The 15,703-nt window shown below is 35.6% G+C and carries 12 protein-coding genes; 7 read left to right on the plus strand and 5 right to left on the minus strand.

All coding sequences use genetic code 11. The features are described from left to right. The 7 genes from HEQ28_RS11905 to HEQ28_RS11935 all read left to right on the plus strand — a co-directional run bounded on the left by HEQ28_RS11905 (position 1) and on the right by HEQ28_RS11935 (position 9,524). The gene (locus tag HEQ28_RS11905; protein ID WP_434502699.1) at positions 1–1,152 is read left to right on the plus strand and encodes a 1-acyl-sn-glycerol-3-phosphate acyltransferase; all 1,152 of its coding nucleotides are present in this window, start codon (positions 1–3) and stop codon (positions 1,150–1,152) included. Further along, the gene (locus HEQ28_RS11910; RefSeq protein ID WP_434502701.1) at positions 1,149–1,817 is read left to right on the plus strand and encodes a NigD1/NigD2 family lipoprotein; all 669 of its coding nucleotides are present in this window, start codon (positions 1,149–1,151) and stop codon (positions 1,815–1,817) included. The genes HEQ28_RS11905 and HEQ28_RS11910 overlap by 4 nt, the downstream gene beginning before the upstream one ends. Positions 1,818–1,872: 55 nt before the next feature. Then, positions 1,873–3,600 (plus strand): hypothetical protein, encoded by a 1,728-nt coding sequence (locus tag HEQ28_RS11915; RefSeq protein WP_434502703.1) that lies wholly within the window; start codon positions 1,873–1,875, stop codon positions 3,598–3,600. A 154-nt stretch (positions 3,601–3,754) separates the two neighbouring features. Beyond that, entirely contained in the window at positions 3,755–4,126 is a 372-nt protein-coding gene (locus HEQ28_RS11920; RefSeq protein WP_434502705.1) for a hypothetical protein, read from the plus strand. A gap of 302 nt (positions 4,127–4,428) precedes the next feature. Next, positions 4,429–5,346 carry a hypothetical protein gene (locus HEQ28_RS11925; RefSeq protein WP_434502707.1) on the plus strand — a complete coding sequence of 306 codons (918 nt, stop codon included), beginning with the start codon at positions 4,429–4,431 and terminating at the stop codon, positions 5,344–5,346. 1,472 nt (positions 5,347–6,818) lie between these two features. Further along, a complete protein-coding gene (locus tag HEQ28_RS11930) occupies positions 6,819–7,121 on the plus strand; it encodes a hypothetical protein (RefSeq protein ID WP_434502709.1) in 303 nt (100 codons plus the stop codon). Positions 7,122–7,277: 156 nt separating this feature from the next. Continuing rightward, entirely contained in the window at positions 7,278–9,524 is a 2,247-nt protein-coding gene (locus tag HEQ28_RS11935) for a TlpA family protein disulfide reductase (protein WP_434502711.1), read from the plus strand. Between the two features lie 131 nt (positions 9,525–9,655). On the opposite strand, the gene HEQ28_RS11940 is transcribed toward HEQ28_RS11935, so the two are convergent. The 5 genes from HEQ28_RS11940 to HEQ28_RS11960 are packed head-to-tail and all read right to left on the minus strand — an operon-like array spanning position 9,656 to position 15,693. Continuing rightward, positions 9,656–10,678 (minus strand): threonine aldolase family protein, encoded by a 1,023-nt coding sequence (locus HEQ28_RS11940; RefSeq protein WP_434502713.1) that lies wholly within the window; start codon positions 10,676–10,678, stop codon positions 9,656–9,658. A gap of 16 nt (positions 10,679–10,694) precedes the next feature. Continuing rightward, on the minus strand, positions 10,695–11,657 hold the full coding sequence (locus tag HEQ28_RS11945) for an acetylornithine carbamoyltransferase (RefSeq protein WP_434502714.1): 963 nt from the start codon (positions 11,655–11,657) through the stop codon (positions 10,695–10,697). A gap of 12 nt (positions 11,658–11,669) precedes the next feature. Next, positions 11,670–12,917, minus strand: a complete 1,248-nt coding sequence (locus tag HEQ28_RS11950) for a glutamate-5-semialdehyde dehydrogenase (protein ID WP_434502716.1) — start codon at positions 12,915–12,917, stop codon at positions 11,670–11,672. Between the two features lie 6 nt (positions 12,918–12,923). After that, positions 12,924–13,997 (minus strand): glutamate 5-kinase, encoded by a 1,074-nt coding sequence (proB, locus tag HEQ28_RS11955; RefSeq protein WP_434502718.1) that lies wholly within the window; start codon positions 13,995–13,997, stop codon positions 12,924–12,926. A gap of 19 nt (positions 13,998–14,016) precedes the next feature. Next, positions 14,017–15,693, minus strand: a complete 1,677-nt coding sequence (locus HEQ28_RS11960) for an AMP-binding protein (RefSeq protein ID WP_434502720.1) — start codon at positions 15,691–15,693, stop codon at positions 14,017–14,019. Positions 15,694–15,703: the final 10 nt, after the last annotated feature.

Genomic DNA, 15,703 nt, shown 5'->3' on the forward strand with positions numbered 1-15,703 from the left:
ATGATTATACCAAAAGAGTTCGATGATATACGCCCTTGGGAGGAAGAAGATCTCCCAAAGGCGTATGACAGATTGCTTTCAAATGAACAGTTTAAAAGCGTTTTAGCTTATTTGTATCCAGGTGTTCCATTTGATGTAGTTGCCAAGAAAATGCGCAGTTGCAAAAATGGTCATGAGTTTCAATTGGCTTTCAGTTATGATTTTGTGAAAAATGTTCTCAAGAAGGGTAGTACCGGATGTGAGATGGATTCTCAAAATATTGATAATACGAAGCGCTATACATTTGTAAGTAATCACCGTGACATAGTACTCGACTCTGCGATATTGGATAAGTTGCTTATTGATGCTAAATTCACTACCACATGTGAAATCGCTATTGGTGACAACCTTCTTTCACTTCCGTGGGTGAAAGATGTGGTTAGAGTTAACAAGAGTTTTATTGTTGAACGAGGATTACCTATGCGTCAGATGCTTATGGCAAGCAAACTATTATCTGACTATATGCATTTTGCCATTAATGAGAAGCATGAAAATATTTGGATTGCACAACGTGAAGGTAGGGCTAAGGATAGCAATGATCGCACTCAGGAAGCAGTTCTGAAGATGATGGCTATGGGTGGAAATGGCAGTATTGTAGAACGCCTTAAAAATTTGCATATTGTACCTCTTGCTATATCTTATGAATATGATCCTTGTGATTTCCTAAAAGCGCGTGAGTTTCAAATGAAGCGTGACGTTGAAGGTTGGAAGAAAGAACCTCAGGATGATATCGTGAGTATGCAGACAGGTATCATTGGGTATAAGGGCCATGTACATTATCAATGTGCCAAGTGCATAGATGATTTTCTTGATACTATAAAGCCTGATGTTCCAAAGACTGATATATATAGAATTGTTGCTGAACATATTGATAAATCTATATATAAGGGTTATATGCTTTATCCGGGTAACTATGTTGCTTTGGATATTCTTAATGATTCTGCTGATTTTGCAGGTAAGTTCTATACAGTTGAACAGAAAGCTCAGTTTGAAACTTATATAGCAGGTCAGCTCGCAAAGATAGAACTTCCTTCTAAGGACGATGACTTCCTTCGTGAACGTATGCTTACAATGTATGCTAACCCATTGAGAAATTATTTATCCGTAAGATGAAAAAAAACTTTATTATAATAAGTGTTTTAGTAGCGTTTACTCTTTTTGGATGTAAGGACGAGAACTACGATAGCGGAGATGGAAAGTATTCATATATCAAGGCTGATTTCGTTGAGGCTCATACTATTTCTGCAAAAGAGATAAACTATGTGAAAACTGATGACGGTGATTCTTTGGTGCTAAGTCCGCATGTTTCTGCAGACTGGGCAGCGAAGTCTGACTCTGATTATCGTGCGCTGCTATATTATTATAATAATGTAGACAATAATACAACAACGGCATACAGTATTTCGCGTGTGCCCGTTGTTGCATATCATCCTCTAAGCGATTTTAAGGAAATACATACCGATCCTATTAACTTTGAAAGTGCATGGATCAGTACAAATAGCAAATACCTTAATATAGGATTTTATGTAAAGACTGGTCAGCAGGATGCATCTACAAATTCTCAAACCATCTCAATTATTAATGATGGGCTGGTATCAAAGTCTGACGGTACTCATGAATTGTGTCTTCGTATGTATCATGACCAAAACGGAGTACCTGAATATTATTCGACTAAAGGCTATATAAGTATTCCTATAGCCAATTTGCCAAAAGGCTATATCATACATCTCTCCATAAACACGTATAATGGAATGATCACAAAGGATTTTACGATTTAAGTATTTCTTTTATCATAAAAAATCCAGCCATTCAACCTATACTGAATAATAAGCAATGAAACATCTTGTAATACTTTTAATTTTAAGTGTTTGCCTTATAGGTTGTACTAATCATGCACATACAGCAGACTGGAGTAAAATAGATACTTGCATCCAAAACTCTGATACAACAGCATTGACGTTATTACGTAGGATAGGTAATGATAAAGCTGATTTAACAAAAGCCGACAGAATGAGATACGAATTGTTGCTTGCCAGTGCGCACAATAAGTTCTTTATCTCAATGAAATCAGACAGTACCCTGAATGATGTCGTTGATTACTATTTGGAGAATGGCAATGCCAATGAGCGTATGGAGGCAACATATCTTCTTGGATGCGTATATCGTGACATGGGAGATACACCTCTTGCGATTAAATATTATGAAGATGCAATAAAGTATGCTGATATATCGAATAAAGACTGCGACTTTTATACCTTGTCAAGAATCTATGGACAAATGGGAGGTATATTTGAAGAGCAAGACTCGTATAATATTATGCTTTCTTATTTTAAACTTGCTAGTAAATACGCATTCCTGGCAAAAGATACATTAGGAGCTTTGGCATACTATAAAGATAAAGGGATGGCATATTATTTAATGGGGAAGTACGATTCTGTTTTTATAACAAATAAAAATGTACGCAATTTGTATCGTAGATATGGATATAAAGAATTAGCTATTCAACCTTCTGATATAGAAATCTATATTTATCTTTTAAAAAAACAGTTTGTTCAGGCAAAATACTATATGGATATTTCTCTGAAGTATTTTAGCAAAACAAATATACATGCTAATGAAAATGGTATTAATGAATATTATAAAGGTTTATATTATTTAGGTGTTAATAAAATCGACTCTGCAAAATATTTTTTTGAACACGAACTTTATACTTATAATGATTATAATAACAAGCAAGCGGCAGCTAAAGGGTTATTTAATTTATATAAAAAAGAGAAAGATGTTGATTCTATAGTAAAATATAGTGAACTATGGAACAATGCTGTTGATTCATCTTATGCACATATGTCAACGCGACATTTACAACAGATGCATGCCATTTTTAATTATAGCATGTATAAGGATTTGGCACAACAGAAGGAGTATCAACTAAAAATTAGAACAGCGCTTATTATTGTTATTATAATAGTGTTATTTTTGCTTTTCCTTATCTTTTATATGAGAAACAGACTTCGTTTCAATAAAATGAAAGAACAAAATACAAGTTATGCATTTGATATCCTTACGCTGCGAAATAGAGAACAAGAATTATCACGCACTCTTAAAAAGAAAGATTCACTGAATAATGAGTTTATTGATCAGCTTCATAATGAGATAGAGAGTCTGCAAGAAAAGCTATCATTACAGCAAAGTGATAAGTTACGTCCTGACCAATGGGGAATGCGTGATGCTTTTTTCAATGCTCCTATTGTGAATTATTTGCATGCACTATCTCAAAAGGGTCAACAAGCTTCGTATTCTGATATTAAAAATTTGCGCTTGCATTTTGAAAAATATGATAATGCGTTTTTATCATTTCTTATAACTAAAGAAAGTATATTGAAAGAACGTGAGTTTAGTCTTTGCCTCTTGACCAGATTAAGATTTCTACCTTCCGAAATGGCATGTCTGTTGGACGTTTCTCCACAAGTTATAACAAATCTTCGTGCCAAATTACTGTTATCTCTTTACGACTTAAAAGGTGGAGCACAAAGTTTTGATGAGAAAATTAGAAAATCATAATCAATATCTCTTTTTGTGGACATTGTGTATATTGCTCATTATCAGTGATATACAAAAAACGTGTAAAATATGTAAAGGTTAAAATCAATATTATCTAAGTCCTTTCTTCTCATTTTTAATATATTTGCACTACCAAATAATAACGCAAATAATTATGAAAAGGCTTTTAATTTTCTTTTTTTTCATTTGTACTGCAACTATATCTGTAGTGGCAAATAATGGAGTAAGAGGTTATGTAATTGATTTGACCTGTACGGTTATTGATCCAAGACCCACACCTGTCACTCGTGCACCTCAAGCAATGCCGATTGTAAGTGTTGAAGGAAATACATTGTTTCTAAATAATAGTTTTTTTCAAGACATAGTTGTTGAGATACAAGATAATCAAGGAGACGTTGTTTATTGTGTAAATGTACCATATGGAATAAATTCTATTGTAATTCCAACAACAGTGGAAGAGGGTGAATACCAACTTTTTTTGAAAACGTCAACGCAAATATATGAAGGGACTCTAATACTACAATAAGTATTATTCATAATATATAAATTGTACGTATCAGTTGCTAATAATTAAATTCTAACCAGTGGTTGTATAATTAACCGTGAAAAGATTATAACTAGTTGTTCGCTCTGATTATATACTTTCAGAACTGGCGATAATATAGACTTACTTAACCTATATATATATACATTTTAAAAGTAGATATTCTGACAGGAAGTGGTATGAATCCTTCCTGTCGGATATTTTTTTTAATGGAAACAGCTGCTTTTTTCTTATAACTTTGTGATGTATAAAGACATCAGTAAAACATAGACTAAGATCAAAAAATGAAATTAAAGATGATTTTATGCATCCCCATTATACTGGCGATGTTGTCTTCTTGTAGTGAAGACGAAAAACTTGATGGTAGACCACAGGCAAAGGAAATTATAAAAACGGACTCTGTTAAGGCTGATAGTACTAGTGATTCCTTAGACTGGTATCATCTGGAAAACGTGAAACCGCTAGACTATAACCTTTCTACTGACCTTATACCTGTTTACGATGTAAGTTATAATAATATTTATGTAGGTAACGTATTATATATAGATGCATCTACATTACAATCCCCTAAATTTGCTAGTGGCATTAATTATTTGGAAAAGTTAGATATAATGTGTGAATATGATGCAAACTTTTTATCAGTAACAGACTTGCCGTCTTATGAAGTTACCCACAATATAATAAATAAACTTCCTAATGATTTTGAACAAAACCAAGTTCTTAGTACCTCATCTCCAGAAAAACTAAACTCTCTTAAAGCTCTTCATTTTTATAGTGAAGCCAAATTTGGAATGCCTTTGGATGAAGTCATCTTCTCAGATGGATATAAAAATCATTTAAACGATAATCGTAAATTTCAGCTTTATAGGCTTTATCTGAATGTCTGTCAAGTGTGCATGGATTATCCTAAGGGTAAACTGTTAAGCAATAATTTTTCTGATGAAGAGAAGACTAATATGGGGATTATTAGTGATATTAATATTGGCAAAACGGCCTATATGATTATTGACAGTGATAATAATTGTGTGATTATCACTTTCGAATCTAATGGCAAAGCTATTATTACTAGAGGTGGGATAGATCTTAAATCATCTTTCTCAACATTATTCAGCCAACAGAAATTAAGAATGATTGATTATAATATCCTGAGGCTTTCTGATTATGCAATAGCTGAATTAAAATACCATGTAGATATGCGTTAATTGCATTTATCTACCAGAAAAAGTTTTTTTAATGCCACTAATGTCATAATGTCACAAACCCTTTGTTTATAGGGGGTGAGCGAGTGACATTAAGTGACATTATCGGGATAAAAGTGACATTAAACCGCAAATCATACCTGTTTTTCGCGTTTTTTTCGCAATTATGCTATTTACAAAAATAGTTCATCCGACAAATCGGTTGAACTAAGCAGATAATACTTCTTCAAGTCACTTTATATTATCATATTTTTTTTGCCAAGTTTTTAATGCTGTTTCCTACATGTTTTTGATAAACGCATTGTTATACAATACGTTAGCTAATGTATATAAGTCCGTTCTTATACATTTTAGGGAGTGATTAGGCCCTAATCACTCTATTGTCCTACATGCTTTGCAGAGTGATTAGGGTCTAATCACTCAAAGACGCACCGAAAAAGGCGATTTTATTTTTGTTGTGCTTCATACATTTACTTATAATAGTATTTGATTATAAACAATAATAGTTATACTTACTGACTCACTATACATTTTTTTAAGCTGTTACTGATAATCATTATTGTTTCTGAAATCTTTTACTGGGAAGGTTGGCATATCAAAATGCCATATAAATTTATTTATTTTTAAAATATATTTACAAATAGCGGTGGCGTTTCTTGAATAATAATTCTTAAGAAAGGCATTGATGTGATTTGCGTTACTGCCAGAGACACGGCTTAATGGTGTGACTTAAAAAGTGATTTTGGTATTGTGGTTTGATCAAATTCCATCGTTTTAGGTACAAATACGTGCTTATAATGTAGGAACCATGTAGGAAAGATGTAGGAAAATGCACTCTTATACATTAGGTAAACAATTGATAGGTAGGTGCTTAAGTCAAAAATGTAGGTAATGTAGGTAACTTTTCTTTTTTTTCTGGAATCTTTTTCTAGTTAAAGGATAAGACTCTCCATAAATAACCCTTGTTTGTAAGTCGTTTCACACTTGCTCTATTAAAAATTAAACTTTTAATTACCTCGATTTTATTGACGTTTTTCCATGATTTCCTTCACTCTTTCCGCAAAATAAAAAGCATTTAAGGAATATATCATATCATTATATCTATCAACCGATTTGTCGGATGAACCTTAATAATATGGTTTATTGTTGACTTACACATGCAAGCTCTATTCTATGTTTTTACTGTCCTAACTTTAGTATAACATCTATGAAATACACTGAGTTTTACAAGTTCGTAATAAATATCTTTTAAAAGTTCACTTAATACATTATTTCTACAATTATATAATATTGTTAATCATTGATTAATAGATGTTTTTATATGTTTTGAATCCATAAATTCCACTTCGTGTTTCGGAATGTAACAAGTACTTTACTCCATGTAACATTTTTAATAAAAAGTCTGTTTTTTTGAAGATGATATTCTTAAATTCTATTATCTTTGCAGAAGATTAACCATTAAAAGTTTTTTTACCATGAAAGATAGAAAGCGTATAGCGTTGGTCTATTTTGTTTGTATTTGTATTATTGCTATTATGGCATCGTGTGAAAGCAACCTTGATATAGCACTCAAAGATGCAGGTAAAAATAGACAAGAACTTGAAAAGGTTCTAAACCACTTTAAAGACGACCCTAATCATTTAAAGTATAAGGCCGCAAAATTCTTGATAGAGAATATGCCTTACCATTACTCAATGTATGGTGATTGTATGAAGCAGTATTCTTTAGCTTATGAGAAAATGGCACATGAACCATTCGGATTCTGTGATAGTTTTTAAAATAAAAAGTAGGAGAGATAGACCTTTCTAAACAAACTCAGCTTTCTGATAGCAATACATTAAAGGCTATAGCAAAATAATAAAAGTTTTAAATGTGAAGAAATCCTTGAAAGAAGCTGCAATGATATTTTTTAGTTTTAATAAATGACTATTGTTATGAACAAAAAGATAAACTTGCTAATATTGCTATTTGTAATAGCAATATCAGCCTTTGGTAGTAATAAAAGTGGATATGAATACTTATTGTCATCAAGTTCATATAGGGACTCTATTGAAATATGTTCAGTAGAAAGAACAAAATCACAAACTACGATGTCAATATCCTGTAAGTCATTTTATAATGGAGTTGCTATTAGTTTCAGCTCTAATGGCTACCTCGAAGATGAGAACCATCATAGGTATCCTATTAAATATGTGCAAGATTATGCATTAGATAAGGCAATTAGCCTTAATCGCAATGAGATCAGAAACTTCAAACTAATATTTGAGCCATTACCTAAACATGTTAAGTGTTTTGATTATATCAATAAACAGAATGATATAAATATTTTCGGAATACATCAGGAACATACAAAAATTTCGGTTCCTATAATAGATAAAAACATTGGTGAGATTACGAAATGGAATCATCTTATAGATAGAAGGGAAACTGTTATTAAAGGAAAATTTGAAGGCAAAGATAAGCCCGAGCTTCTCGTATTAACACATAATAATATTATATCCGGATGTCAAGACAATTTTGTAATGACGGTAAACCCGGATGGCAACTTTTATAAGGAAATTGAAATAGACATACCACAAGTCTTGTGTTATCAAATTAATTCCCAATGGTATTATACAGCAATAGATCCAGGAAAGGTTACAGAGATGCATTTTGATAAGCAAAATGACATTAGTTTTTCTGAAACCACTCCGTTTAGCCATCTATTAAATATGATGAACTGGACAGAATGGGCATACAATGAAATTTGCTCAAAGATATCGGATTCTACAATGAATTATCTTGTTCATAGGTTTAATCTCGATACTCAAGAATCGCATCTTGCATTTAATAATGTAAAATTAGCAAAAATGTCATCGGATTATGATCATCAGTTATGTTTAGAGGGATTAGCGGGGATACCTGAAATTAAGGATTATTATTGTCTTAGAAATTATGATCCAAAAGATTTAAGTTTATTCATTTGTGACAATAGGTTTGTAAATAGTGAATATCTTAATTGTTTTGCTACCCAGGAGACAATGCAATTAAATGACTCGATATATAAGACTAACGATGCATCGAAATTAATAGCAGTAAGCGATAGCTTATTGTATGGAGCATCATCGCCATCCTCACTTTTTATGCTAAGTATCATTAGAAAAAGTAATTGGATTAATTTTGTGAAAGATGAAAAGCATTTAGCTAAAAGAATTAGTGAATATCGTCCTATGATAAAAGACTCATGTCTCTTAACTACATTTGATAGATATATCAGCGAATATAAAAATGCAAAGGACTTTATTAAGTTATCCCCAGATAATAAACCTGCTCAATATTTGGATAGTCTGCTGCATCAATACAGAGGGAAAAATGTAATCATAGAATTCTGGAGTCCAAGTTGTGGACCGTGTTTGAAAGATATTGTGTCGTCAAAGTATCAACGAATGGGGATAAAGAAATATAAAGATTTGCAACTTATTTATATATCAGACAGTTATGGTAGCGAAGAACAATACCAAAATTTTGCAAATCAATATTTGCAGAGAGAGAAAGCTCTGAGAATCCCAAATTCTTTGATGCAAGGCTTAAGAGGGGTGTTAAATTTTAATGTGACCCCTTATACTATAGAAGTACTTCCTGATGGAAGTATAAATGTGAATTCTGATATTAGAATAAACGGGACGAAAGAAGCTGAAGAAAGTATTAGGAAGTTCTTAAAATTGCCAGATGAGAAATATGTCAGCGAATATAAATACATAAAGAATTATATCACACAATATCCAGAAAATCCAGCTGTACAATATATGGATAGTTTGTTATCCCAATACAGGGGAAAGCACATCATCGTAGAATTCTGGAGTCCAAGTTCGAGTTTGTGTATGGGAGAAATAACATTTTCAAAGGATCAAAGAGCTGAACTAAAGAAAAATAAAGACCTGAAACTTATATATATAACAGATAGTTCTCTCAGTGAAGAATCGTACAAAGATATCGTAGATAATTCTTTAAACGGAGAGAAAACTCTGAGAGTTCCTGATTATTTGTTTGAAGATTTTAGAAGTATATTTAATTTTGATGTTTTCCCTCATACCATTGATGTTCTGCCTGATGGAAAAATAAATTCAAACTCTGCTATTAGAATAAATGGAACAGATAAATCAGATAAAATGATCAATGATTTTGAGAAAATATCAAAATAACTTTAAGTTATACTGATAATTGTATCCACAATATTGGAATAGGTTCCATTCTACTTGGATGGAACTGATAAACAAGTCTTGTTGTTTATAAAACATTTAAAATATTGTCTTTATGGCACAAATAAGCGAGATTAAATAATCTCGCTTAGTATCTTTAGATCTTCATCTGTTGTAGCCCATGAAGTTACAAAACGGCAAACGAAATTCTGTTCATCATAAGGCTCCCAATGAGTGAACATAACTTGTGGTTCAAGTTCTTTCATCTTATCATTCGGAACTATGACAAACTGCTGATTTGTTGGCGAGTCAAGAAAGAACTTATAGCCCTTTTTCGCAAACAACTGCTTCATCTTTTCTGCCATTTCAATTGCATGTTTTGAAATATCAAGATAAAGGTTGTCGGTAAACAATGCATCAAACTGTATGCCGATAAGTCTGCCTTTTGCCATTAATGCTCCATGCTGCTTTATTGTAGTGAAGAAATGCTTTGGTGCTCCATTCGGGAATACTACTGCTTCTCCGCACAATGCTCCAACCTTTGTTCCGCCGATGTAGACTACATCACAATGAGATGCAATGAATTTGAGGTCAACATCACTTTTAAGCGACATTATTCCATAGCCCATTCTCGCTCCGTCAATAAACAAGTGGAGTCCGTGCTCTTTGCAAACATTGTATATATTGCTTATTTCTTCTGCTGAATATATTGTTCCGTATTCTGTAGGATAAGTAATATATACCATTCCTGGTTGCGCAAGATGTTCTGTACTTTCATCATTCACAAACCAGTTCATGTAATCACTCAAATCCTTTGCGCTCATCTTGCCATCTTGGGCAGGAAGGTCAATTACCTTATGACCTGTAAATTCAACAGCTCCAGCCTCATGAATGTTTATATGTCCAGTCTTTGCCGAGATAACAGCCTCATAGCTTTGTAGCATACCGTCAATCACTGTCATGTTGGTCTGTGTTCCTCCGCTAAGGAAATAAATATCGGCTTCTGGTGCATTGCATACTTTACGGATCTTTTCTTTAGCTGAGTCGCTCCATTCGTCGAATCCGTATGTAAGGCTTTGTTTCGAGTTGCTTTCTATCAAGTGCTGCAAAACTTTTGGGTGAGCACCGTTATTATAGTCACATTCAAAAGATATCATATAATCATTCTTGTTATTATAAACTTTCGAGCATGCGCTTAATTACAATCTCTGCACTAATCTCACGATTGGCAGCTTCTGGTATAACTAAACTATGGTCGCTTTCTATTACATCGTCAGTAACGATAAGTCCTCTTCTAACAGGCAGGCAATGCATGAAATAACCATTGTTGGTCCAGCTCATGTGTTCTGTGTCTACAGTCCAAGAAGGGTCTCTATTGATAATCTTTCCGTAATCAGCAGGATTGGTTACACCTGGACAACTCCAGTTCTTCGCATAGATAAAGTCAGCATTCTCAAAAGCCTTTTTCTGGTTGTATTCAATCTTTGCGTTACCAGCAAATTTTGGGTCAAGTTCGTATCCTTCTGGGTGAGTGATTACAAAATCCACGTCTGCAGCATTCATCCATTGTGCAAAACTGTTTGGAACAGCTTGTGGAAGACTCTTACAATGAGGAGCCCAAGAAAGAACAACTTTAGGACGAGCTGTTTGCTTATATTCCTCAATAGTGATTAGGTCGGCAAAAGCTTGCAAAGGGTGAACTGTTGATGTCTCCATTGCGAAAACTGGGCGACCGCTATATTTCACGAATTGGTTTACAATTGTTTCAGCATAATCATAATCTCTGTCGCTGAGCCCTGCAAACGAACGGATGCCGATGATATCGCAATAGCTTCCCATTACAGGAATTGCCTCAAGAAGGTGTTCACTCTTGTCGCCGTCCATAATCACTCCACGTTCGGTTTCCAGTTTCCATGCACCTGCATTGACATCAAGCACAATCACGTTTACGCCAAGATTCATCGCTGCTTTCTGAGTTGACAGACGTGTTCGCAATGAATTATTAAAAAATATCATCAGCAAGGTTTTATTCTTGCCGAGTTCCTGATAACCGAAACGGTTGTTTTTTATTTCCTTTGCCTCAGCCAAAGCATTGTTAAGATTCCCGAGGTCTTCTACATTAAAAAAAGTCTTCATATTCTATTGATTTTATGATCTTATCTGTCCGTGTCCCTCAATAATCCATTTGTAGGTCGTTATTTCCTCAAGTGCCATTGGTCCACGTGCCCCCAACTTTTGAGTGCTGATGCCTATTTCTGCTCCAAGTCCGAACTGCGAACCGTCTGTAAAACTTGTTGGAACATTTATGTAAACGCAAGCAGCATCAACCAATGTCTGGAATTTGTGCTGTGCCTCAGTGTCTTCAGATATGATACACTCACTGTGTCCGCTGCCGTATTTGGAAATATGCTGAATTGCTTCATCAAGAGAATCGACGGTTTTGATACCCATTTGCATGCTTAACCATTCTGTATCCCAGATATCTTCATTTATTTCTTTCAGAAGAGATTCTGGATAGTGTCCGATTAAAGCGTTGAATGCTCTTTTGTCAGCATGAATAAGCACTTTGTTCTCAGCAAGTTTACTACATATTTCAGGCAAGTCGTTCAACCTGTTACTGTTTATAATAAGAGTATCTAAAGTATTGCAGACACTGCATCTGCGACATTTGGCATTATTGATAATTTCTTTGGCAATGTCTACGTCTCCACTTTCATCAAAGTAGCAGTGAACAACTCCGGCACCAGTTTCTATAACAGGAATCTTAGCCGTGTCGCGTACAAAGTTAATCAGTCTCTTGCTTCCTCGTGGAATACATAAATCTATGTATCCTACCGCTGTAAGCATTTCGGCAGTAGCTTCATGAGTAGCTGGTAGTAATTCCACCACAGAAGTATTGATGTTGAATTTCCTTAGTACTTCGTGTATAATTTTTATTGCAGCCTTGTTGGATTCATCTGCATCTTTGCCACCTTTCAAAATACAAGCATTTCCGCTTTTGAAACAAAGTGAAAATACATCGAAAGTAACGTTAGGACGGGCTTCGTAGATCATTCCAATCACGCCAAATGGCACACTTATTCTACGCAAATGAAGTCCATTGTTAAGCGTTTTCTCTTTTAGAATCTTTCCTAAAGGAGAGGGGAGCGTGCTAACGTGCCTCATGTCAGCAGCAATATCGTGCAGACGTGTTTCATTGAGTTGAAGGCGATCGTACATAGAATTGTCTTTGTCCATGCGAGCCAAATCAAGTGCGTTGTCTGCTATCAGCTGCGGAATATTGTTTTCAATACCGTCGGCAACAGCCAATAGTATATCGTTGCGCTTCTCGTCGCTGATGGTAGCGAGCGTCTTGCTTGCTTCCTTTACTCTCTTGAATGTATCTGTAAGTCCCATAGCTGTTTACTGTTCCATGTATAAATAATCATAGTGAATAAGAGGTTTCAAGTCGTGTACGCCGATATTTTCCTTTGCTTCAGAAGCCGAATATCCGCTTCTGCCTACGGCGATGATGTCGTTGTTGCTCCCCACTACATTTATAATATCGTTCTCCTCAAAGTCGCCTTCAATAGAAGTTACTCCGACAAGCAAAAGACTTACCGCTTTGTCACCTTTCAGAGCATCTTCGGCATTCTTGTTTATATGAATAATGCCCTTTGCAAAACTCTCGCTATGAGCAATCCACTTCTTAACCTGCGATGCTGGGTTCGGATTAGGACGGAATTCCGTGTGCATAGTCTCTTGAGGCTTTGTGGCTATGTCTATAAGAATATTGTTTGTCTTTCCGTTTGCGATAATAACCTTTATACCTTCTTCGGCTACTTTCTTAGCTATATTCGTCTTTGTAATCATACCACCGCGTCCGAATCCGCTTTTGCTATCTTGAATGTATTCGCCAAGATCACGGTCGTAATTAACCATAGGTATAACTCGCGTGTTAGGACTCTGAGGATCTCCGTTGAAAATTCCGTCAACATTACTCAGTATAATTAAAGTGTCAGCGTCCATCATTGAGGCGATAAGTCCGGAAAGTTCGTCATTATCAGTAAACATCAATTCGGTAACACTCACGGTGTCGTTCTCGTTTACAATAGGAATAACATCGTTTTCAAGCATTACCGTCATGCAGGCACGTTGATTCAGATACTCACCACGAGTAGAAAAACTATCTTTCATGGTGAGCACCTGACCTACATGCATGTTGTATTCACGAAACAAATCGTAGTAAAGTCCAACGAGTTTCACCTGACCTATTGCCGAAAAAAGCTGTCTTTGCCCCACAGAATCCAGTTTGCGATTGACTTTAAGTTCATCACGACCGCAAGCCATTGCTCCCGAAGAAACAAGGATTACCTCAAAGCCGTTGCGCTTCATCCATACAATCTGGTCTACTATGGCAGACATCCTCGTGACGTCAAGCTTACCATCGTCGCGGGTAAGCACGTTGCTACCCACCTTTACTACAATTCTTTTCATGTTGTCTCTATCTCTATATCTATTGTTTATTGTCCTTTTGTCGAATTTCAACTCGACGAATCTTGCCTGAAATAGTCTTTGGCAATTCATCAACAAACTCAATGATACGAGGGTATTTGTAAGGAGCAGTCTCATGCTTCACATGATCCTGTAATTCCTTTACCAAGTCGTCGCCGGCTTTATCCTTGTATTCATCTGAAAGTACGACTGTTGCTTTGACCACCATACCACGTATAGGGTCAGGTACACCTGTTATTGCACATTCTACAACGGCAGGATGAAGCATCAGTGCATTCTCTACTTCAAATGGACCTATACGATAGCCAGAACTCTTTATTACGTCGTCTGTGCGACCAACAAACCAAAAGTAACTATCCTGATCTCTCCAAGCCATGTCTCCGGTGTGATAAACACCGTCGTGCCATGCTTCTTTGGTTTTTTCCTCGTCACGGTAATAACCCTTAAACAATCCTAAAGGTTTCTCATCGCCTATGAGTATGCATATTTCGCCCTTCTCACCGTCTTCACATTCGGTGCCGTCAGGTCTTAATAGTCTTACGTCGTATTGAGGATTAGGTTTTCCCATAGAACCTGGTCTTGGTTTAACCCAAGGGAAAGTTCCTAATGTCATCGTTGTTTCGGTCTGTCCGAATCCCTCGTATACAGTAACTCCTGTGAGTTCCTTGAACTTGTCTGCAACAGACGGATTCATAGCTTCTCCAGCAGTAGTGCACCATTCTAAACTACTCAAGTCGTATTTTGAGAAGTCTTCACGTATGATGAAACGATAAATAGTAGGAGGTGCGCAGAAAGAAGTGATGTGATATTTTTCAATCTGTCTCATTATCTTCTCTGCTGTAAACTTCTCGTGATCATATACGAATACAGCAGCACCAGCAAACCATTGTCCGTAGAGTTTGCCCCATACGGCTTTACCCCAACCTGTATCAGCAACAGTAAGATGAAGGCTGTTCTCGTTCAGATTATGCCAATAGACACCAGTTGTGAGGTGTCCAAGTGCATATAAATAATCATGAGCAACCATCTTAGGTTCACCACTTGTTCCGCTGGTGAAATACATCAGCATTGTGTCTTCGTTGGTGTTCACGTTTTCTGGGCGTTCGAACTCTGGAGCATTTATCCATTCCTTATGCCAGTCGTGGAATCCTTCTGGTATAGTTTTGTTATATTCTGACATTGAATTTACTGCTACAAGCAGTTTCACAGATGGACTTTCAGGCATTGCGCTTTGAATCTGTGTCGTTACATATTCATCATTAGCACAAATAATAGCCTTAATGCTCGCACTCTCGTTGCGATAGATAATATCTTGCTTTGTCAGCATGTGAGTGGCAGGAATAGCGATTGCGCCGATTTTGCATAAAGCCATCATAGATAGCCACCACTGATAATGTCGTTTAAGAATAAGCATTACCTTGTCACCTCTACCTATTCCAAGGCTCATAAGATAAGCAGCAGTGCGATCTGTTTGTTCTTTAAATTCCTTAAAGGTTGTTTTTACTTCTTCACCACGCTCACTTGTCCATAGTAGAGCAAGTTTATCTGGCCTTTCCTCAGCCAAAGCGTCCATTACATCGTATGCGAAGTTAAAATTCTCGGATATTTTGAAATGCAGATTCTTCTCGAAGTCTTCTTCAGACACGAACGAAGTCTGTGTTAAAAATCTTTCTAACATTTTCTAATTC

Origin of the sequence: Prevotella sp. (assembly GCF_051059605.1) — a bacterium.
GTDB lineage: Bacteria > Bacteroidota > Bacteroidia > Bacteroidales > Bacteroidaceae > Prevotella.

What these genes read in the sequence shown, in the direction of transcription:
- HEQ28_RS11920 (WP_434502705.1), top strand. Translation starts at nt 3,755, where the DNA reads ATGAAAAGGCTTTTAATTTTCTTTTTTTTCATTTGTACTGCAACTATA.
- HEQ28_RS11940 (WP_434502713.1), bottom strand. Translation starts at nt 10,678, where the DNA reads ATGATATCTTTTGAATGTGACTATAATAACGGTGCTCACCCAAAAGTT.
- HEQ28_RS11960 (WP_434502720.1), bottom strand. Translation starts at nt 15,693, where the DNA reads ATGTTAGAAAGATTTTTAACACAGACTTCGTTCGTGTCTGAAGAAGAC.
- HEQ28_RS11910 (WP_434502701.1), top strand. Translation starts at nt 1,149, where the DNA reads ATGAAAAAAAACTTTATTATAATAAGTGTTTTAGTAGCGTTTACTCTT.
- HEQ28_RS11930 (WP_434502709.1), top strand. Translation starts at nt 6,819, where the DNA reads ATGAAAGATAGAAAGCGTATAGCGTTGGTCTATTTTGTTTGTATTTGT.
- HEQ28_RS11925 (WP_434502707.1), top strand. Translation starts at nt 4,429, where the DNA reads ATGAAATTAAAGATGATTTTATGCATCCCCATTATACTGGCGATGTTG.
- HEQ28_RS11915 (WP_434502703.1), top strand. Translation starts at nt 1,873, where the DNA reads ATGAAACATCTTGTAATACTTTTAATTTTAAGTGTTTGCCTTATAGGT.
- HEQ28_RS11905 (WP_434502699.1), top strand. Translation starts at nt 1, where the DNA reads ATGATTATACCAAAAGAGTTCGATGATATACGCCCTTGGGAGGAAGAA.
- proB (WP_434502718.1), bottom strand. Translation starts at nt 13,997, where the DNA reads ATGAAAAGAATTGTAGTAAAGGTGGGTAGCAACGTGCTTACCCGCGAC.
- HEQ28_RS11950 (WP_434502716.1), bottom strand. Translation starts at nt 12,917, where the DNA reads ATGGGACTTACAGATACATTCAAGAGAGTAAAGGAAGCAAGCAAGACG.
- HEQ28_RS11935 (WP_434502711.1), top strand. Translation starts at nt 7,278, where the DNA reads ATGAACAAAAAGATAAACTTGCTAATATTGCTATTTGTAATAGCAATA.
- HEQ28_RS11945 (WP_434502714.1), bottom strand. Translation starts at nt 11,657, where the DNA reads ATGAAGACTTTTTTTAATGTAGAAGACCTCGGGAATCTTAACAATGCT.